Annotated in this window: 15 protein-coding genes; 10 read left to right on the forward strand and 5 right to left on the reverse strand. The window is 65.3% G+C overall.

What is annotated here, in order from left to right; genetic code table 11:
• Position 1: 1 nt before the first annotated feature.
• Positions 2-574: a GNAT family N-acetyltransferase gene (locus ACSQ12_RS19430; RefSeq protein WP_436066551.1), complete on the forward strand. Its 573-nt coding sequence runs from the start codon at positions 2-4 to the stop codon at positions 572-574.
• Between the two features lie 138 nt (positions 575-712).
• The gene (locus ACSQ12_RS19435; protein WP_436066552.1) at positions 713-1,522 is read left to right on the forward strand and encodes an IclR family transcriptional regulator; all 810 of its coding nucleotides are present in this window, start codon (positions 713-715) and stop codon (positions 1,520-1,522) included.
• 35 nt (positions 1,523-1,557) lie between these two features.
• Here the strand turns inward: ACSQ12_RS19435 and ACSQ12_RS19440 are convergent, their stop codons facing one another.
• The gene (locus ACSQ12_RS19440) at positions 1,558-2,490 is read right to left on the reverse strand and encodes a LysR family transcriptional regulator (protein ID WP_436066553.1); all 933 of its coding nucleotides are present in this window, start codon (positions 2,488-2,490) and stop codon (positions 1,558-1,560) included.
• Positions 2,491-2,646: 156 nt separating this feature from the next.
• Here ACSQ12_RS19440 and ACSQ12_RS19445 point away from each other — a divergent pair, with 156 nt between their 5' ends.
• The 5 genes from ACSQ12_RS19445 to ACSQ12_RS19465 all read left to right on the forward strand — a co-directional run bounded on the left by ACSQ12_RS19445 (position 2,647) and on the right by ACSQ12_RS19465 (position 11,024).
• Positions 2,647-3,951, forward strand: coding sequence for an aromatic ring-hydroxylating oxygenase subunit alpha (locus ACSQ12_RS19445; RefSeq protein WP_436066554.1), 1,305 nt, complete (start codon positions 2,647-2,649; stop codon positions 3,949-3,951).
• Positions 3,948-5,363 carry a ferredoxin reductase gene (locus ACSQ12_RS19450; protein WP_436066555.1) on the forward strand — a complete coding sequence of 472 codons (1,416 nt, stop codon included), beginning with the start codon at positions 3,948-3,950 and terminating at the stop codon, positions 5,361-5,363. Before ACSQ12_RS19445 ends, ACSQ12_RS19450 begins: the two co-directional genes overlap by 4 nt.
• 259 nt (positions 5,364-5,622) lie before the next feature.
• On the forward strand, positions 5,623-7,539 hold the full coding sequence (locus ACSQ12_RS19455; protein ID WP_436066556.1) for a BCCT family transporter: 1,917 nt from the start codon (positions 5,623-5,625) through the stop codon (positions 7,537-7,539).
• A 9-nt stretch (positions 7,540-7,548) separates the two neighbouring features.
• The gene (gene purU, locus ACSQ12_RS19460) at positions 7,549-8,478 is read left to right on the forward strand and encodes a formyltetrahydrofolate deformylase (RefSeq protein WP_436066557.1); all 930 of its coding nucleotides are present in this window, start codon (positions 7,549-7,551) and stop codon (positions 8,476-8,478) included.
• A 38-nt stretch (positions 8,479-8,516) separates the two neighbouring features.
• Complete coding sequence (locus ACSQ12_RS19465; RefSeq protein ID WP_436066558.1) at positions 8,517-11,024, forward strand: GcvT family protein; 2,508 nt, start codon at positions 8,517-8,519, stop codon at positions 11,022-11,024.
• A 186-nt stretch (positions 11,025-11,210) separates the two neighbouring features.
• Here ACSQ12_RS19465 and ACSQ12_RS19470 read toward each other — a convergent pair whose 3' ends face one another.
• Positions 11,211-11,498, reverse strand: coding sequence for a hypothetical protein (locus ACSQ12_RS19470; RefSeq protein ID WP_209742204.1), 288 nt, complete (start codon positions 11,496-11,498; stop codon positions 11,211-11,213).
• Positions 11,499-11,664: 166 nt separating this feature from the next.
• On the opposite strand from ACSQ12_RS19470, the gene ACSQ12_RS19475 reads away from it, so the two are divergent.
• Positions 11,665-13,059: an alpha-amylase family glycosyl hydrolase gene (locus ACSQ12_RS19475; RefSeq protein ID WP_436066559.1), complete on the forward strand. Its 1,395-nt coding sequence runs from the start codon at positions 11,665-11,667 to the stop codon at positions 13,057-13,059.
• An 18-nt stretch (positions 13,060-13,077) separates the two neighbouring features.
• Here the strand turns inward: ACSQ12_RS19475 and ACSQ12_RS19480 are convergent, their stop codons facing one another.
• From ACSQ12_RS19480 to ACSQ12_RS19490, 3 genes are read right to left on the reverse strand one after another with little or no spacing between them, the layout of a single operon-like run.
• A complete protein-coding gene (locus ACSQ12_RS19480; RefSeq protein ID WP_436066560.1) occupies positions 13,078-15,447 on the reverse strand; it encodes an FdhF/YdeP family oxidoreductase in 2,370 nt (789 codons plus the stop codon).
• Positions 15,444-16,064 (reverse strand): MBL fold metallo-hydrolase, encoded by a 621-nt coding sequence (locus ACSQ12_RS19485; RefSeq protein WP_436066561.1) that lies wholly within the window; start codon positions 16,062-16,064, stop codon positions 15,444-15,446. Before ACSQ12_RS19485 ends, ACSQ12_RS19480 begins: the two co-directional genes overlap by 4 nt.
• Positions 16,061-17,194 (reverse strand): S-(hydroxymethyl)mycothiol dehydrogenase, encoded by a 1,134-nt coding sequence (locus ACSQ12_RS19490; RefSeq protein WP_436066562.1) that lies wholly within the window; start codon positions 17,192-17,194, stop codon positions 16,061-16,063. The genes ACSQ12_RS19485 and ACSQ12_RS19490 overlap by 4 nt, the downstream gene beginning before the upstream one ends.
• 742 nt (positions 17,195-17,936) lie before the next feature.
• Between ACSQ12_RS19490 and ACSQ12_RS19495 the strand changes: the two genes are divergently transcribed.
• Together ACSQ12_RS19495 and ACSQ12_RS19500 are read left to right on the forward strand one after the other, a co-directional pair.
• Positions 17,937-19,340: an MFS transporter gene (locus ACSQ12_RS19495; protein WP_209742199.1), complete on the forward strand. Its 1,404-nt coding sequence runs from the start codon at positions 17,937-17,939 to the stop codon at positions 19,338-19,340.
• 54 nt (positions 19,341-19,394) lie between these two features.
• Entirely contained in the window at positions 19,395-20,651 is a 1,257-nt protein-coding gene (locus tag ACSQ12_RS19500; RefSeq protein ID WP_436066563.1) for an aminopeptidase P family protein, read from the forward strand.
• Position 20,652: the final 1 nt, after the last annotated feature.

The raw sequence follows: 20,652 nt of genomic DNA on the forward strand, positions 1-20,652 counted from the left end.
CATGGCGATCGAAATCCGTCCGGCGGACCTGTTCGAGGACGTGAAAACGATAGTGGGCCCCAAACGGCCCGATGCGACCGTGTGCTGGTGCCTGAGCTACCGCATCCCCTCCAAACAGAACATTGCACTGCATGGCCCGGAGCGCGGCGAAGTCGTCAAGGAGTTGGTCCGGCAGGACCCGCCGCCCGGGGTTCTCGCGTACGACGGCGACGAAGTGGTGGGCTGGGCGGCCGTCCATCCGCGCGCCGACACCAGCTTTGCCCGCAACCGCAAGATCCCGCACCTCGACGACCTCGACGTGTGGTCGGTGTGGTGCATCCGGGTGAGGCCCGGGCACCGCGGCAAAGGGATCTCCCACCACCTGCTCAAGGGCGCCGTCGAGTTCGCCCGAAGCCATGGGGCCCCCGCCATTGAGGGCTATCCGGTGGACAACGAGGGCAGACACGTGGACCTCACCATGGCCTACGTTGGCACGCGGAGCCTCTTCGAGCAGGCCGGGTTCACCATGTCTGCCCCCACTGACTCCGTGATTAACGGCTTTCCCCGGGTGCTGATGCGCCTGGACCTGCAGTGACGTCCCCGCGATCAACGCAATGCCGCCTGACGCGCCGGTCTCGGCATAGGATCGAAAATGTGGAACTAAGCGAGAGGTCGCTCTAAGCGGCCTTGTGGCGGGTAAGCGAGCCGCAGAAACTACTTGAGGGTATGGATCATGGCTTCGAAGAACGACCCCGGATCCGACGTCGACGCGGACTCGGGCCAGCACGGCGGCGTCCAGTCAGTGGACCGGGCAATGGCAGTCCTGGAGATCCTGGCGCGGGACGGCCATGCGGGCGTGAGTGAAATCGCCGAAGAGATGGGCATCCACAAGTCCACCGTCTCCCGGCTGCTGGGCTCGCTGGTGAGCCGTGAAATGGTCCACCAGAACAGCGAGCGCGGAAAGTACCAGCTGGGCTTCGGCATCCTAAGGCTGGCGAGCTCCATCCCCGGACGGCTCAGCCTGGTCCGTGAAGCCCGGCCTGTGCTGGAAGGGCTGGCCGAGGAGTTCAAGGAAACGGTGAACCTGGCCGTCCTGCGCTCCAACTACGCCGTCAACGTGGACCAGGCCATGGGTCCGTCCACACTGGCCACCTATGACTGGGTGGGCAGCCTGACACCGCTCCATGCGACCTCAAGCGGCAAAGTCCTCCTGGCGGCGCTGTCCGCGGACGACCGGGACCGCATCCTGAAGGACACCGGGCTTCCGGCCCGCACGCCGCGGACCATCACCAACCGGGCCAAGCTGGAGAACCAGCTGATCGACGTAGCCCGCGAAGGCTACGGCGTGGTCCGCGAAGAGTTCGAAATCGGCCTCAACTCAATGTCCGTGCCGGTGTACAACCACCTGGGCGCGGTGATCGGCGCGGTCAGCATTTCCGGGCCGGCCTTCCGTTTCGACCCGGAAAAAGCACCGGGCCTCCTCGAGGCGCTGAAGCAGGCAGGGCTGCAGATCAGCGCAAAAATGGGCTACACCCGCCGCTAAGGCATCAGCTCCAGGACGCCCCGCGCCGGCAGTGTTCAGAGGTCCTCGTTGAGCCGGTCGGTGAGAATCCGGTTGGCGTTGAACTGCAGGATGCCGAGCGACTCCTGGATCAGGGGTGAGGCGATGCTGCCCCTGCGCACCGCTGCGACGATGCGGCGCGTGGGTTGCGTCTGACCGGTGATGCGTAACCGAACCACGTTTTCGGCACCATGCAAAGGCGCCAGCCGGGGCAGCAGGCCGACGCCCAGCCCCGCTCCCACGAACGCGATGTGGGTTTCCCATTCAACGGCTTCATGGGCAATCCGCGGCGTCACCCCGACTGCCGTGAACGCCGCGGTGAAGAGGGAATGGTACGTGGAACCGGCGGCCTCCGTAATCCAGGGTTCCGATGCCAGCTCTTCAAGCGTCGCTGTTTGGCGTGATGCCAGCGGATGGTCACCGGGAATGATCACGTCCAGTGGATCGTCGAGCAGAACTCTCTGCTCGAAGCGCGGATCGTCCTCACCATAACTGTCGGACTGCATGGCGACGATAACTGCAAGGTCGATTCGTTCCGCAATCAACAAGTCGAAGCAGCGTGCCGGTTCAGCCTCAAGAACCTGCACCTCCAGCAGGGGGCGTGTTGAGCGCAGGGTGGCGGCCAGCGGCGCGAGCAACTGGGCGGCTGCTGAGGAGAATCCGCCGAGGCCAAAGTGGGACTGCACCTGGTCGCCAGCCTCCATGGCTGCGGCGCGCAGCTTCTCCCATTGGGCAATGAGGGGATCCGAGCCCGCCACCAGAAAGCGTCCCGTGGCGGTAAGACGCACACCCCGGCCGTCCTTCGTCAGCAGCTGCATTCCAAGCACGCGCTGGAGCTCCCGCAATTGCGCGGAGACAGCGGAGGGAGAATAACCCGTGAGCTCCGCGGTTGCGCCAATAGTGCCGCACCGGGCAAACACCCGAAGTGTTATGAGCCGTGGATCGATCATGCATCTATTCTGCATGGTTATCTTCAAAATCACGCGCTTTTGTTGCAGCTCCCGTGACCCTAATCTCATCATTACAAGTACTTCGACCGGCCGTTAGCACCCGCCCACGCATGGCCGCCGCAACACCCACTACCCATGCCTCCCGGGAGGAAACCCATGACTGCTTCAGTGAACGTCCCCCTCAATTCACGCGGAAAACTCGCTGCATCCTTGCCGGCCGAGCAGCTGGCAGAAATTACCGCGCTGTTTGAGTTCCGGCGCACCGGCTACTCCCTCGATGCCCCCTTCTACACCGATCGCTCGATCTTCAACATCGACATGGAGGCCATTTTCGGCCAGCACTGGATCTTTGCCGCGAGCACCGCCGAACTGCCGGAGCCGGGCGACTACGTCACCGTCGACTACGGGCCCTACTCCCTGATTGTGCTGCGCAACGACGACGGCGCCGTGAACGTCCTGCACAACGTATGCCGCCACCGCGGCGCCCGCGTTCTCACCGAAGCTGCCGGGTCAACCGGAAACCTGGTCTGCGGCTACCACTCCTGGACCTACTCCCCGGAAGGTAATTTGATCCATGCCTCCGCGCCGGGGGAAACGAAGTTCGACAAGAGCTGCTTCGGCCTCAAGCGCGCCCACGGCCGCGAGGTCGCCGGACTCATCTTCGTCTGCATTGCCGATGATGCGCCGACGGACTTCGACGAAACCGCAAAGATCTTTGAGCCCTACCTGGCGCCCCACGATCTCTCGAAGACAAAAATCGCCTACCAGCAGAACATCATCGAAGAGGGCAACTGGAAGCTCGTCATGGAGAACAACCGTGAGTGCTACCACTGCGACGGCCACCCTGAGCTCGCCTGCTCCCTCTTCCCCACCTGGGGCCTGACGGAGGGCCTGATCCCGCCCCATCTTGAGGAAGTGTGGAACCGGAACAAGGAGGCTCAGTCCTCCCTCGAGGAGCGTTGCCGCCGCTACGGCCTTCCCTACGAGGTGGTTGAGCAGCTTGACACGCGTATCGCAGGAATCCGCATCTCACGGGAATCACTCGATGGAGAGGGTGAGTCGTTCTCCGCGGACGGGCGGAGGCTTTCCAAGAAGCTGCTGGGTGATTTGCCCGACTTCCGCCTTGGCCGCTGCTCGATGCACCTGCAGCCCAACAGCTGGTTCCATTTCCTTGGCGACCACGTCATCACGTTCGGTGTCTTTCCCATCAACGAACACCAAAGCCTCGTACGCACCACCTGGTTGGTGGCTGACGACGCCGTGGAAGGCGTCGACTACGACCTGGACAAACTCACCTACACCTGGAAGCAGACAAACCTGCAGGACAAGGCGTTCGTGGAGCTGTGCCAGCAGGGTGCCGGCAGTCCCGCCTACGAGCCCGGTCCGTACATGAAGAGCGAATACCAGGTCGAGGCATTCATCAACTGGTACGTGCAGCGCGTGCAGGAGCACTTGGCATGATTGAACTCCTAACTGAAACGGCAATCCAGGAACCACAGCGTATTCGCGGTCTTGAGATGCCGTGGAACAGGGTGATGGGAAGCCCCGAGACACCCGCACGGGCAGCCCGGGCGTTGGGCCCATGGCATCCGCAGGAGTTCAAGGCCGAATGCGTCGAGACCGTTCCCGAGGCCGGGGCCATGATGACCTTCGTGTTCCGCCGATGCGACGGTGCCCCCCTGGCGTTCCGTGCCGGCCAGTACGTGAACGTCGCATTTCCCGTGAATGGCGAGGACCAGGAACCGGTGGACCGCAGCTACTCGCTGTCCAGTTCGCCCACCGAGCCGTGGACTTTCAGCATTACCGTCAAGTGCGACCCCACGGGATTGGCCTCACCCTGGGTGCACGAGAACGTCAAACCCGGCACCGTTCTTGAGATGCTGGGACCGGTGGGAGCATTCCACCTGCCCGATGCCGACCGACGGGCACGGTATCTCCTGCTTGCTGCCGGCGCAGGCATCACTCCCATCATGTCCATGGTGCGGACCATCCACTCCCTGCCCGGACACGCCGATGTTGTGGTGCTCTACCACGGCTCGGATGCTGGAGGCTTTGCCTTCCACCGGGAACTGGCCTATATCGCTTCCGTGGACTCACGCATCAAGGTCCACTACTCCCTGGGCGACCGCAGCGTACCCGAGGGGTGGGAAGGGCTCAGCGGAAGGCTGACGGCGGCCATGCTCGAGGAGGTGGCCCCCGATGCCAACGGCCGCCAGGTGTACGCATGCGGTCCCGAGGGTTACCTGAATACCGCCACCGAGCTCCTCCAAAAGGTCGGCGTCGATGACACTTCCATATACATGGAGTTCTTCTCGGGAGACCGCCAGACGCTCCTTGAATACCAGGCGGAAGTGGCACTTGCAGCCGACGTCGCGGAGGAGATCGCCGAGGAGATCGCCGAATCCGCCGAGGACTACTTTGAAAGCCAGCCCGCCGCGTTCGGGCTCTATGAGCCTGGCTACGACGCCGACGGGACTCTGCAGGCCTCGGGGCTGCCGCTGGAAATCAGTGACCCGGAGGCACCCGGCTCCGACCCCGCCGTCGACAGCCCGGGCCTGGCGCCGGAAGCCGGTTCCCCTGACGCCTCGAGCTTCGGCACGGTGGGGACAGGCAGCCTCACCATGGCCTTCATGCGTACCGGCATCAATGTCCGGATCGATCCCACCGAGCGCATCCTCGAGGCGGCCCAGCGTGCGGGCGTCAGGATTGGCGCGAACTGCAAGGAAGGCATGTGCGGCTCCTGCAAGGTCGTCAAGCTTTCAGGGGAGATCGAGATGAACCACCAGGGAGGGATCCGGGCGCGGGAAATCTCTGCGGGCAAGTTCCTGCCCTGCTGCTCCACGGCGCAGACGGACCTGGTTATCGATGCCTAGCCCCTGTCCCGTTCCACTGTCAAGGCCCGGCCGGATTGCCTGAAATAGGGCTTAAGACTTCAGAAAACCTTGACACGTGACTGTGATACGGGTCACTCTGTTGCTTATGGCGAGACGTGTTGATCCTTACGGAACAACCGCCGCGATGGAAGCAAAGCTGACCTTGAACAATGAATGCCAGGAAGGCCCCGATCTTCCGCCCGGTTTGGGGACGCCGGAGTACAGCTTCAGCCCATGAATTCAAACCAAAGGACTTGACATGGCTTTGAACAGCGACATCCGCACGGATGCCCAACCCCGCCTCGAGCTGGAGGAGCCCAAGCTCGTTCCTACACCCGAGAACTCTCCTTCCTCCCACGATTCACACGATGCCGGGGACACCGAGCAGATCATGCAGGAACTCCGCCAGACCAAAGCCGAGCAGGCCGTGGCAGAGCGGCGGAACCGCAAACTCACCCTCGATAAGGCCACCTTCGGCATCACCGGGGTCCTGGCCCTGGCCTTCGTGGCGTGGGGCTTCCTGGGCCGGGACAGCCTGGCAGCCACGTCAACAGCCGCCCTCGACTGGGTCATGGAGTACACCGGCTGGCTCTTTATGGTCCTGGCCTCGCTGTTCGTTGTTTTTGTGCTCTGGCTGGCCCTGGGCAAGTGGGGCAACATTCCCCTCGGCAAGGACGGCGAGAAGCCCGAGTTCCGGACCGTGTCATGGATTGCCATGATGTTCGCCGCCGGCATGGGCATCGGCCTGATGTTCTACGGCGTGGCCGAGCCGCTGTACCACTACATCTCTCCGCCGCCGGGAACGGTGGACGGACGGACGCCGGCAGCCATCCAGACGGCCATGGCAACCTCCATCTTCCACTGGACCCTGCACCCCTGGGCAATGTACGCCGTCGTCGGCATTGCCATGGCCTACGGCACCTACCGCCTGGGCCGCCGCCAGCTGATCTCGGCAGCGTTTACGTCGCTGTTCGGCATCAGGACGGTAGAAGGGCCGGTGGGCAAGTTCATCAACATCCTGGCGATCTTCGCCACGCTCTTCGGCACGGCCGCTTCCCTGGGCCTCGGCGCCCTCCAGATCGGCAGCGGCCTGACCTCGAACGGCTGGATCGGCGAGATCGGCACCCCTGTCCTGGTGGCCATCGTTGCCGTCCTGACTGCGTGTTTCGTGGCCTCGGCGGTGTCCGGCATCAGCCGCGGCATCCAGTGGCTGTCCAATATCAACATGGTCCTGGCCGTTGTCCTGGCGCTCATCGTCTTCATCGCGGGGCCAACGCTGTTCATCCTCAACCTCATCCCGGCCGCGGTGGGCGACTACGCCAGGGACCTGGCCGAAATGTCCTCCCGCACCGAGGCCGTCGGTGACGAGGCCCTGCGCACCTGGATGTCCGGCTGGACGATCTTCTACTGGGCCTGGTGGGTGTCCTGGACGCCGTTTGTGGGCATGTTCATCGCCCGCATCAGCCGCGGCCGCACCATCCGGCAGTTCGTCACCGGCGTCCTGCTGGTCCCCAGCATCGTCAGCGTCATCTGGTTTGGCATCTTCGGCGGAACGGCCTTCAAGATCCAGGAGGACGCTGACAAGGCAGGCACGGCCGGCCTCGTGTCCATGGCCAGCGGGTCACCGTCCATCGACTTTGACGGCGCCCTGTTCGACCTCGTCCGGAACATGTCCATGCCTGCCTGGCTCACCGCAGCAGTAGTGGTTCTCGCCATGGTCCTGGTGGCCATCTTCTTCATCACCGGAGCCGATTCCGCATCGATCATCATGGCATCCCTGAGCTCCAACGGGTCCTCCGACCCGAAGCGCGGCCTGGTCATCTTCTGGGGCCTGCTCACCGGCGCAGTAGCCGCCGTCATGATGCTGGCCGGCGGTGATGAACCCTCGGAGGCGCTCTCCGGCCTGCAGCGGATCACCATCGTGGCTGCCCTGCCGTTTGTGCTGGTCATGCTGCTGCTGTGCTTCGCCCTGGTCAAGGACCTGCGCCGGGATCCGCTGTCCCTCCGGCGCCGACTGGCGGACTCCGTAGTGGAGCGCGCCATTCGCAGCGGCGTGGACCAGCACGGCGGCGTCCAGTTCGATCTCGTTACCAAGCATCAATGTGACCAGCGCTGTCCTGACGACGGCCGCTGCGCGGCTTCCCCCGCTGACACCCAAGCCCCCGCAAAGAATTAGGAGTAGACCATGACCACAGTCCTCGAAGGCCGCCCCACCGGTAACGCGACGGTGGAGGCCGGCGACGTTGCCGGCGTCCGCGGCACCGACACCGTACAGTATGTCCTTACCCTTGCGTGCCCGGAGCGCCCCGGAATCGTCCGGGCCATCACAGCATTCCTCGCTGATCGCGGCTTCGACATTGTTGAACACCAGCAGTTCGATGACCACATCAGCGGCAAGCTCTACCTGCGCACGGCCTTCACTCCGGGAGACAAGGAAGTTTCCGCGGAAGGCCTCAGCGCGGAGTTCGCCGCCATCGCCGATGAGTTCGGCATGGACTTCACCATCCACGATGGCCGCCCCCAGCGCCTGCTGGTGATGGTTTCAAAGTTCGGCCACTGCCTCAACGACCTCATCTTCCGCTGGCGCGCCGGCAGCCTGGGTGCGGAGATCGCCGTCGTGGTGTCCAACCACGAGGACCTTCGCCCCATGGCGGAAGCCGCCGGCCTGCAGTTCATCCACGTCCCGGTAACGGCCGCTACCAAGCCCGAAGCTGAAGCGCGCCTGCTGGAGCTGGTGGCCGAGTACAACGCGGACCTGGTGGTCCTTGCACGCTACATGCAGGTCCTGTCCAACGAGCTGTGCGCCAGCCTCCGCGGCCGTGCCATCAACATCCACCATTCTTTCCTGCCCGGTTTCAAGGGTGCCAAGCCTTACCACCAGGCCTATGACCGCGGCGTGAAGCTCATCGGAGCCACCGCGCATTACGTCACCGCAGACCTGGACGAGGGTCCAATCATCGAGCAGGAAGTGTTCCGCGTGGACCACAGCCTGGACCCGAATGCGCTGGTCACTGTAGGCAGGGACGCCGAATCGCAGGCGCTGTCCCGCGCAGTCAAGTGGCATTGCCAGCACCGGGTCCTGCTCAACAACACCCGCACCGTCGTCTTCCGCTAACGCCAACGCCTCTTACGCAAAAACAGGAGAATCAACCCATGAGCGCATCACCACGCGTTGTCATTATCGGCGCCGGCATCGTCGGAACCAATCTTGCCGACGAACTCGCCACCCGGGGCTGGACCAACATCACGGTGGTGGAACAGGGCCCGCTGGAGCTTGCCGGCGGCTCCACGTCGCACGCGCCGGGCCTGGTGTTCCAGAACAACCCGTCACGGACCATGACCGAATTCGCCACCTACACGGTCAACAAGTTCCTCTCCCTGAGCAAGGACGGCCAGTCCTGCTTCAACCAGGTGGGCGGCCTGGAACTGGCAACTACCCCCGAACGCCTGGCCGACCTCAAGCGCAAGATGGGGGTGATGACCTCCTGGGGCGTCGAAAGCCGGATCGTCGACGCTGATGAATGCGAAAAGATCTACCCGCTGTTGAACACCGGTAAGCTCACCGGCGGCCGCGAGGTCCTGGGCGGCCTGCTCATCCCCACGGACGGGCTGGCCCTGGCTGCCCGTGCCGTGCAGTTGCTGATCGAGCGCTCCAGCGAGCGTGGCGTGACCTTCCTCGGCTCCACCACCGTGACCGGCATCGCCCAGGAGGGCGGCAAGGTGACCGGCGTCGAAACGGCCGACGGCGTGATCCCGGCGGACATCGTCGTCTCCTGCGCCGGGTTCTGGGGACGGGAGCTCGGCAAGATGGTGGGCCTGGAAGTCCCGCTGCTCCCGCTGGCCCACCAGTACGCCATCAGCACCCCGCTGCCCGAACTCGAGGGCGTCAACGAGCTCCCCAAGGGCGCCAGCAAGCCCATCCTGCGCTACCAGGACAGGGACCTGTACTACCGCGAATGGGGCGACCGCATCGGCATCGGCAGCTACGCCCACCGCCCCATGCCGGTGGACATGTCCGCCCTGCCGAAGGTCTCCGCAGAGGAAATGTCGGACCACCGCATGCCCTCCCGCCTGGAGTTCACTCTGGAAGACTTCCTGCCCGCTTGGGAGGACAGCCAGGACCTGCTGCCGGCCCTGCGCGGGGCTCAGATCGAGGACGGCTTCAACGGCATTTTCTCCTTCACCCCCGACGGCGGCCCGCTCATGGGCGAGTCCCCCGACCTAGCGGGTTTCTTCGTGGCCGAAGCAGTCTGGGTCACCCACTCGGCCGGTGTGGCCAAGGCCATGGCGGAGCTGCTCATCGAGGGCCAGCCCCGCACCGACCTGCACGGCTGCGAACTCACCCGCTTCGAGAAGGTCCAGACCAGCGACGAGTACGTCAGCGAAACCTCCCAGCAGAACTTCGTGGAAATCTACGACGTCCTGCACCCGCTGCAGCCCAAGGAGTCCCCGCGGGACCTGCGGGTCAGCCCGTTCAACGTCCGGCAAAAGGAGCTCGGAGCGTTCTTCCTCGAGTCCGCCGGCTGGGAGCGCCCGCACTGGTTCGAGGCCAACCGCGGGCTGCTCGAGGAACTTCCGGCCGAATGGGAGGCACCGGAGCGGGACGAGTGGTCAGCCATGTTCTCCTCCCCCATTTCGGCGGCTGAAGCGTGGAAGACGCGCACCGCCGTCGGGCTTTACGACATGACGCCGCTGAAGCGGCTGGCCGTCAACGGACCGGGCGCCCAGGCGCTGCTGCACCGGCTCAGCACGGGCAACATCGCCAAGAAGCCGGGTGCCGTGACGTACTGCCTGCTGCTGGAGCACGACGGCGGCGTCCGCAGCGACGTGACCGTCGCCCGGCTCGCGGAGGAACAGTTCCAGCTCGGCGTGAACAGCAACGTGGACTTCGACTACCTCCGGGTCGAGGCCAGGAAGCAGTCCGCCGCGGATCCGGCGCAGTGGGTGCACGTCTCGGACATCACCGGCAGCACCTGCTGCATCGGGCTGTGGGGGCCGCTGGCACGTGAAGTGATCGGCAAGCTCAGCGCGGACGACCTCTCCAACGAGGGCCTGAAATACTTCCGCACCAAGGAAATCTCGGTGGGCGGCATCCCCGTCACGGCCATGCGGCTCTCCTACGTCGGCGAGCTCGGCTGGGAGCTGTACACCACCGCCGAGTACGGGCTGAAGCTGTGGGACCTGCTGTTCGAGGCAGGCCAGGAACACGGCATCATCGCAGCCGGGCGCGGCGCGTTCAACAGCATGCGGCTCGAGAAGGGCTACCGGCTGTGGGGCACGGACATGACCTCGGAGCACCACCCCTACCAGGCCGGCCTGGGCTTCTCGATTGCCAAGGACAAGACGGGCTTCGTGGGTTGTGAGGCCCTGGCCGCGCGGAAGGAACAGCCCGCGGACAAGGTGCTGCGGTGCCTGACCGTTGACGACGGCACCTCCCTGGTCCTGGGCAAGGAACCGGTGTACGTCAACGGCGAGGCCGCCGGCTATGTCACCAGCGCCGCCTACGGCTACTCGATCCGCAAGCCCCTCGCGTACGCCTGGCTGCCTGCCGCGGTGTCCGAGGGCGACGCCGTGGAGGTTGAATACTTCGGCCGGCGCATCGCGGCCACCGTCTCGGCCGAGCCGCTGTTCGACCCCGGCATGGAGCGGCTGCGCGGCTAGTTCGACTAGTTCGACGGCGGCTCGGGACGGCCTCCCGGCCGTCCCGACCCTCTATTACGCCAGAACGACGGCGACACACCGGCGAGCCCGGAGTGTCGCCGTCGTTCGCGGTTAAACAGGGTCACGACGGCGGGCGGCCGGGGCTGGCGGCCGGGGCGGACGGCTGGGGCTGGCGGGGCCGAAGTCCTAGCCGGCCGCGTAGGTTTTGGCTTCGCGCTGAATGAGCCGGGTGACTTTTTCGACCCGTTCGGACATGTACGAGCCCACCTGGAGCCGGTCGCCGGGCCAGCTGGAGGCCTCCCGGGAGTCCTCCAGGGCCTTGGCCAGGGCACGGGAAAGGGAGTACACCTTCCACGAATGCTTCAGGTAGTGCAGGGCCCGCCTCTTGTACCCGGGGGCTTCCCGCACGAGTCCGACGGCGGCCCTGGCCAGGGCTTCACCCAGCAGTTTCTCCCCGCTTTGAATTCTTTCCATGCGGACCTTCACCATCCCCGGTACGCAGACTGACTCTTACTTGACCCTTCCCTTCGAGTGTGGCGAACGTAGCTCAGCGTCGGCTCAAAGAAATGCAAGGATTCGCTCAAGGTACGGCACGGGAGCTAACCGAGTATCTTGGGAAGCTGACGAAAGGTGGATCCCCATGACGGAACCGGACTGGGTCAAACACGCAATCTGGTGGCAGGTCTACCCGATCGGCTTTGTCGGCGCGGAGCAGACTGCCGCAGAGCGGGCGTCCAAGGAGCCGGACGAGCCTGTGGCCCATCGGCTGGGCCAGCTGGTCCCCTGGCTGGACTACGTGCTGGAACTGGGAGCGTCCGGGCTCGCGCTGGGGCCGGTCTTCGCCTCGGAAACCCACGGCTATGACACCACGGACTACTTCAGGATCGATCCCCGGCTGGGCGACGACGCGGACTTTGACGAGCTCATCGCCCAGTGCCACGCCCGCGGGCTGAAAGTCCTGCTGGACGGCGTCTTCAACCATGTGGGACGCAGCTTCGGGGCGTTCCAGGATGTGCTCACGGACGGTCCAGGGTCTCCTGCCGCCTCATGGTTCCGCCTGCAGTGGCCGGACTCCGGATGGACGCCGGGGACCGAACCGGACTACGAGGACTTCGAGGGCCACCATCATCTGGTGGCCCTCAACCACGACGAACCGGGGGTCGCCGCCCTGGTCACGGACGTGATGAAGCACTGGCTGGCCCGCGGGGCGGACGGCTGGCGGCTCGACGCGGCGTACGCCGTGCCGCCGGCGTTCTGGGCCCCGGTGCTGGCTGAGGTGCGCCGCGAGTATCCGGACTCCTATTTCGTGGGCGAGTACATCCACGGCGACTTCGCCGAGGAGGTGGAGCGGAGCACCCTCGACTCGGTCACGCAGTACGAACTGTGGAAGGCCGTCTGGAGTTCACTCAACGACGCCAACTTCTACGAACTCGCATCCGCGCTCGAGCGGCACAACGGGTTCCTGGACACCTTCGTGCCGCTCACGTTCGTGGGCAACCACGACGTCACCCGACTGGCCAGCAAGCTGGCGAACCCGGACCAGCTGGCGCTGGCGCTCACCGTCCTCCTGACCGTGGGCGGGACGCCCTGCATCTACTACGGCGACGAGCAGGCCTTCCGCGGCGTCAAGGAGGAGCGCGCCGGCGGAGACGACGCCGTCCGTCCGGCGTTCCCCGCCGGCCCCGCAGAACTGGCAGCGGCCGGCTGGCCGGTGTACCACCTGCACCAGGAACTGATCAGCCTCCGACGGCGGCATGCCTGGCTGCACCGGGCACGCACCACGGTCCTGACGCTCAGCAACGAGAGCCTCGTCTACCAGGTCCGTGGCGACAGCGGCGCAGGCGCCGGTAGCGCTGACAGCGGCGCCTGCGCCGGCGGAGTGCTGACAGTCGCCCTGAACCTTTCCGGCACGCCGGCGGACCTGCCCGTGCCGTCCGGTTCGGGCGGGCTGCTGGCCGGGCGGGCCCACCGGCATCCGGACCGGGACGCCGTGGGCCTGCCCGGTTACGGGTGGGCAGTGCTCGGAGAGGGCTAGCTCTCCCGGCCCGTACTGTTAGCCGACCGCCGCGGCAGCTGCCTCGCTGCGCTCCGCCGGGGCATCCGCCGCGGTTTCCGCGGGGTGCGGCACGAAGCGGACGAACATGGCTTTGAACCCGGGGGTGTTGGATTCCCGGGCCACGTTTTCCTTGTGGACCAAGGCGTTGGCTTCGGGAAAGTACGCCGCGGCGCAGCCCTTCGCCGTCGGGTAGGCCACCAGCCGGAACTTGTCCGCCTGCCGGTCGTTCCCGCGGAACGTGCTGACCACGTCCACCAGGTCCCGGTCCTTGAAGCCGAGTTCGGCCAGGTCCTCCGGATGTACCAGAATCACCCGGCGCCCGTCCGAGATCCCGCGGTACCGGTCATCCACGCCGTAGAACGTGGTGTTGTACTGGTCGTGGCTGCGGATGGTCTGGAGGACCAGGTGGCCCTCCGGCGGTGTCAGGTATTCCAGCGGGCTGACCGTGAAGCGTCCGCGGCCGATGTCCGTCTTGAAGGACCGGGTGTCCCGCGGCGGGTTGGGCAGCACAAAGCCGTTCCTGGTCCGGATCCGCTCGTTGAAGTCCTGGAAGCCCGGGATGACGCGGGAGATGTGGTCCCGGACCACGTCATAGTCCGCGGCCATGGCCTTCCAGTCCACCGGGTGGTCCTCGCCGAAGGTGGCGTCGGCCATCCGGGCGATGATCACCGGCTCCGCGAGCAGGTGGTCAGAGACCGGGTGGAGCCTGCCCTGGGTGGAGTGGACCACGGACATGGAGTCCTCCACGGACAGGAACTGGGCGCCGCCCGGGTGCTTATCGTCCTTGTCCGTCCGGCCCAGCGTGGGCAGGATGAGCGAGGTGCGCCCGTGCACCACGTGGGACCGGTTCGGCTTGGTGGACACATGCACGGTCAGGCCGATGCGCTGCATCCCGGCTTCCAGGGTTTCGGTGTCGGAGCAGGCCAGCGAGAAGTTGCCGCCCATGGACACAAAGACGTCCACGTCGTCGCGTTCGAAGGCCTCCATCGCTTCCACGGCGTCGTAGCCGTGGCCGCGCGGTGACTGGATGTTGAACTCCTTGTCCAGTGCTTCGAGCAGCCATTCCTTCGGCTTCTCCCAGATGCCCATGGTCCGGTCGCCCTGGACGTTGGAGTGTCCGCGGACGGGGCAGGCGCCGGCGCCGGGCTTGCCGAAGTTGCCCTGCAGGAGAAGGACGTTGACCATTTCCTTGATGGTGTCCACCGAGTGGGGCTGCTGCGTGACGCCGAGGGCCCAGCAGAAGATCGTGGCCTTGGACCGGACCAGCATCCCGGCCACGTCCTCGATCTGCTTCCGGGCCAATCCGGTCGCTTTCTCCGTCTCGTCCCAGTCCAGCTCAGCGCGGGCTTCGCGGTAGGCGTCGAAGCCGTCCGTTTGCGCGTCAACGAAGGAACGGTCGACGACGGAACCCGGGTTCCGCTCTTCCTCGGCCAGGAGCAGGTGGCCAAGGGCCTGGAACAGGGCCAGGTCGCCGCCCACCTTGATCTGCAGGTACTCGTCCGCCAGCGGTGTGCCGCCGCCCACCACACCGGAGATTGTCTGCGGGTCCTTGAAGTTGAACAGCCCGGCCTCAGGCAGCGGGTTCACCGCCACCACCTTGCCGCCCTTGTCCTTGCACTCCTTCAGCGCCGAGAGCATCCGGGGATGGTTGGTGCCCGGGTTCTGCCCGACCACAAAGATGAGCTCGGAGTCATGGATGTCGTCCAGCGACACGGTGCCCTTGCCGATGCCGATGGTCGGGTTCAGCGCCGAGCCGGAGGATTCGTGGCACATGTTCGAACAGTCCGGAAGGTTGTTGGTGCCCAGCGCCCGCGCGAACAGCTGGTACATAAACGCCGTCTCGTTCGCCGTGCGCCCGGAGGTGTAGAAGACGCAGCGGTCAGGCGTGCTGGCCCGGATGTGCTCGCCGATCAGCTCGAACGCGTCCGCCCAGGAGATGGGCGAATAGTGCGTTTCGCCTTCGCGGATCACCACCGGTTCGCTGAGCCGGCCCTGGTTGCCCAGCCAGTACTCCGTTTTCCCTGACAGTTCGGCGATGGAGTGCTTCGCCCAGAATTCGGCGCCGACCGTGCGCAGCGTGTTCTCCTCGGCCACGGCCTTGGCGCCGTTCTCACAGAACTCCGCCGTCTTGCGTTTCTTGTCCGATTCAGGCCACGCGCAGCCGGGGCAGTCGAAGCCGCCGCGCTGGTTCAGCCGGAGCAGCGAATGGGCCGTCCGGGACACCCCGGCCTGCGCCACGGCGCGCTCCAGCGCAACCATCACAGCCTTGACGCCGGCCGCTTCCCTCTTCGGCGGGTGGACTTCAAGGTCGTCCTCGTTGATGTCCGCGACCGGGGCCGGCTGCCTGCCGAACCTGGGAGGTTTCATTGGTCTACCTTGGCCAGCGTCTCGCGCTCGGCCCCGATGGTGGTGTTGTCACCGTGGCCGGTGCGGACCACCGTCGCGGCAGGCAGGGTCAGCAGCCGTTGGCGGATGGACGCGAGGATGGTGGGGTAGTCGCTGTAGGACCTGCCCGTGGCGCCCGGGCCGCCGTTGAACAGCGTGTCCCCGGTGAACACCGTCCCCTCATCCTCGAGCTGGAAGCACGTGGACCCGGGCGAGTGGCCCGGGGTGTGGAGGGCGCGCAGGGTTGCCCCGCCCACCCGGAACACATCGCCGTCCGCGAGGTAGCGGTCCGGTTTGACGTCGGGATAGACCTGCTCCCACAGCACCAGGTCATCAGGGTGCAGGTAGATCGGCGCGCCCACGGCCCGGGCCACGGCACGCGCCGCCCCGATGTGGTCGTTGTGCGCGTGCGTCAGCAGGATGGCCAGGACTTTCCGGCCGCGGACCTGGCTGATGATCGCCTCCGCATCATGCGGGGAGTCGATGATCACGCACTCTTCGCTGTTCCCCACGATCCAGACGTTGTTGTCCACATCCCAGGTGCCGCCGTCGAGCGAAAACGTGCCCGAGGTGACCAGGTTCTCGATGGTCACGCTCATACGGCGGCCGCTTCCGGGGCGGTGCGCGCGGTCTCGGCGGACGGGCTGATTTCGACCACGGAACGCAGCACCTTGCCCTCGTGCATCTTCTCGAAGGCCTCCTCCACCTGGTCGATGGTGATGCGTTCGGAGACAAACGCGTCCAGGTCCAGGTTGCCCAGCTTGTACTGCTGCACCAGCATGGGGAAATCCCGGGACGGCAGGCAATCGCCGTACCAGGAGGACTTCAGGGAACCGCCGCGGCCAAAAACATCCAGCAGGGGCAGCTCCAGCTTCATGTCCGGCGTCGGGACGCCCACCAGCACCACGCGGCCGGCGAGGTCGCGGGCGTAGAACGCCTGCTTGTATGTCTCGGGGCGGCCCACCGCTTCAATCACGACGTCGGCGCCGTTGCCGCCGGTGAGGGCCCGGATGGCTTCGACGGGATCTTCCTTGCTGGAGTCCACTCCGTGGGTGGCGCCCAGGGACTTGGCCATTTCCACCTTGTTGGCGTCGATGTCCACCGCGATGATGGTGGTGGCGCCGGCCAGCTTGGCCCCCGCGATGGCGGCAATGCCCACGCCGCCGCAGCCGATCACGGCAACGGATTCGCCGCGCTTGACCTCACCGGTGTTGATCGCGGCGCCAATGCCTGCCATCACGCCGCAGCCGAGCAGCCCGACGGCGGCGGGATCGGCGTCGTCGTCCACCTTGGTGCACTGCCCGGCGGCGACGAGCGTCTTCTCCGCGAACGCCCCGATGCCCAGCGCGGGCGAGAGCTCCGTGCCATCCTCCAGCGTCATCTTCTGCGTCGCGTTGTGCGTGTTGAAGCAGTACTGCGGCTGGCCCTTGGCGCAGGCGCGGCATTCTCCGCACACGGCGCGCCAGTTCAGGATCACGCGGTCGCCGGGGGCCACTTCGGTGACGTCCGGTCCCACCGCGCTGACCACGCCGGTAGCCTCGTGGCCCAGCAGGTAGGGGAAGTCCTCACCGATACCGCCCTGCTTGTAGTGCAGGTCCGTGTGGCACACCCCGCACGTGAGGATGTCCACCAGTGCTTCACCCGGCCCCGGGTCCGGCACCAGGATGGTCTCCAGCGAAACCGGAGCGTTCTTCTCCTTGACGACAACGGCTTTTACTTTGTGAACCATGATTCTTGTGTTCCTTTCCTGAGCCCGGGGGGCTCGCTGGCAACGGCACCCATTGCCAATCTAGCTGACTCGTTGCGGTTCCAAATCTTCTTCCAGCGGCTCAAGGCCCTGATCGGCGCCCTGGCCGGGGCCTTGGCCGGCGCCCGAAACCCGGACCTGATCCGGGCCGGGCCCGGGACGGCGGCGTGCGCTACTGCCCGGGCTGCGGCGGGCACTGCGGCGTGCTCCGCCAGGACGCCCGTGCGGTGCCTGATCCTCAGACGGTAGAGCAACGCCCCGCCAATCGCGACTGCACCGACGAAGATGACGCCGCCCCACTGCAGGTACCTCCGCCCTGGCGTAGTCGGCCTTGTCGCGTTCCAGCAGCTCGGCGACCCGCTGGAGGACCCTGCCCCGGACTCAGAATCCGTCAATTGCGTATTACACAACACGATGCACATAGCGCGTACTGGAAAATATGACAGCCGTCACACGGGGGTGTCAATAGGTCGCCGAAGTACTACGCCCGGGCTCCATCGCATCGTCGGGGCGGACTTCTGCACCCGCATCACAAAGCGCAACCGTGTCGCTTTCAGTGCAACGAATGTCCTGCGTCCAGGCTCGCCGAGTGCGCTCGCCCTGCACTTTCATGCCGGAAATTTCACAATTTGGAAACGCGAAGGTATTGACTGTGTTACACGTCACGCCTAATCTGGTGCAACAGCGTTGCGCTGAATGCAACCACAAACAATTTGGTGGATACATGAGTAACGAAACTTCCTCTCCCGCTCTTGCGGGAGGACCGGGCGCGGAGCAGGATGGCCTGCATGAAGGCCCCCGCGCCGGCCGCAGCACGTTGAGCGGCCAGCATTTCCAACCTGCTGACAACGATGTCAGCAAGGAAACCCGCCGCAGGGTCATCGCGGCCAGCTTCATCGGCAACTTCGTTGAATGGTTCGACTACGCCGTTTACGGCTACCTGGCCGTCACGATCGCGACGGTCTTCTTCCCTGAATCAAACCCCCAGACCGGGCTTCTGCTGACTTTCGCCCTGTTCGCGATTTCATTCCTGGTCCGCCCGCTCGGCGGGTTCGTCTGGGGCCACATCGGTGACAGGGTGGGCCGGCGGACCGCGCTCTCCCTGTCGATCCTGATCATGTCCGGGGCGACATTCTGCATAGCTCTTATTCCGGGCTACGACACAATCGGCCTCTGGGCCCCGATCCTGCTGCTGATCATCAGGGTCGTGCAGGGCTTCTCGGCCTCAGGGGAGTACGCCGGAGCATCGGCGTTCCTGGTCGAATACGCCCCCGCTAACAAGCGGGGCGTCTACGCCGCAGTGGTTCCTGCGAGCACCGCAGCAGGCTTGCTCCTGGGTTCCCTGTTGGCGGGCCTGCTGACAGTCCTGCTCAGTTCCGACGCGATGCATAGCTGGGGTTGGCGCCTGCCATTCCTGCTGGCTGCCCCGATGGGACTGATCGGACGCTACATCCGCACCAAGCTGGAGGACACCCCGGTGTTCCGCGAAATGGCAGCGGAGGACGAGGCCGTCAAGGCACCAGTTTCCAGCCTGTTCCGGAACCATTGGCGGCAGCTGCTCCAGGCCGTCGGAGCTGTACTGCTGAACGCCGTCGGCTTCTACGTGATCCTCAGCTACATGCCCACCTATCTGTCCTCAGAGCTGGGCCTGGGCGCAACCGAATCCTTCCTGGCCACCACCATCGCGTTGATCACGTACATCGGGTTCATCTTCCTCACCGGGATGCTCTCGGACCGTTACGGCCGCAAGAAGGTGCTCATCAGCGCATCCGTTGCCTTCATCGTGCTGACGGTGCCGGCGTTCGCCCTCCTGGGGACCGGGAACTTCCTGATCATTGTCCTGGTCCAGATCCTGCTGGGTGCGATGCTCACCCTCAACGACGGAACGCTCCCCAGCTTCCTGGCCGAAATGTTCCCCACCCGTGTCCGCTACAGCGGCTTCGCGGTCAGCTTCAATCTCTCCAACGCCCTGTTCGGCGGCACCGCCCCGTTTATGGCAACCCTCCTGATCGCTGCCACCGCCAGCGATCTGGCACCGGCCTGGTACCTCGTCGCCGCGGCGGTGATCTCCCTGATCGCCGTTTCGCTCTCCCGGGAAACCTGCAAAGAACCGCTGCGCCACGAATAGCCAAACTTCTTCCACTCACCTCACGTAACTGCACCACGGAAAGGCAACACCACTATGACCACCACAACATCCGAGAACGCAACGTCCGTCGCCGAACTGGAGCGGCTCAAAGTCCTGAAAAACGGCGACAAGGTCAAGCTGACGTTCTCCGACACTGAGTTCGAGCGCCGCCTCGCCGGCCTGCGCCGCATCATGGCCGAGAAGGACCTGGACGCCGTCGTCCTGACCAGCTACCACTCCATCAAGTACTACTCCGACTTCCTTTTCACCACCTTCGGCCGCTCCTACGCCATGGTGGTCACTAAGGATGACACCGTCACCGTCACGGCCAATATCGACGCCGGCATGCCGTGGCGGCGCAGCTACGGCGACAACGTCATCTACACGGACTGGCGCCGGGACAACTACATCTTCGCCATCCAGGAAGTCCTGCGCACCCGCGGCATCAACCCGCGCCGCCTCGGTGTCGAGGACGACTCGCTGCCGCTGGATAACCGCAACAAGATCCAGGCCGCCTTCCCCTCCGCAGCCCTCGTGGACGTGGCCCAGGCCGCCATGCGCCAGCGGATGATCAAGTCCGCCGAGGAGATCGAGGTCATCAAGCACGGGGCGCGCATCGGCGACCTCGGCGGCGAAGCCATCCGCAACGCCATCACGGCAGGCATCACCGAGTACGAGGTCGCGCTGATCGGCACCGAGGCCATGGTCCACGAAATCGCCCGGACCTTCCCGGATTCGGAAATCCGCGACACCTGGGTCTGGTTCCAATCCGGCATCAACACCGACGGCGCGCACAACTGGGCCACAACCCGCAAGATCCAGGAACACGACATCCTGTCGCTGAACTGCTTCCCTATGACCTCCGGCTACTACACCGCGCTGGAACGCACCCTGTTCTACGGCGAACCGGATGCCCGCTCGCTGGAGCTGTGGAACATCAACGTCGAGGTCCACAAGCGCGGTTTGGAACTGATCAAGCCAGGCGCCGTCTGCAAGGACATCGCCGCGGAGCTCAACGAGATCTACGTCGGTTACGGACTGCTCGCCAACCGCACCTTCGGCTACGGCCATTCCTTCGGCGTCCTGAGCCACTATTACGGCCGCGAAGCCGGGCTGGAACTCCGCGAGGATATCGATACGGTGCTGGAACCGGGCATGGTGGTGTCCATGGAGCCGATGATCACCGTCCTTGACGGTCAGCCGGGTGCGGGCGGCTACCGCGAGCACGACATCCTAGTGGTGGGCGAGGACGGCGCGGAGAACATCACCAAGTTCCCGTTCGGTCCGGAATACAACATCATCGGGGCCTAAC

The sequence above is a fragment of the Arthrobacter sp. LjRoot14 genome (assembly GCF_964253905.1).
Taxonomy (GTDB): Bacteria; Actinomycetota; Actinomycetes; order Actinomycetales; family Micrococcaceae; genus Arthrobacter.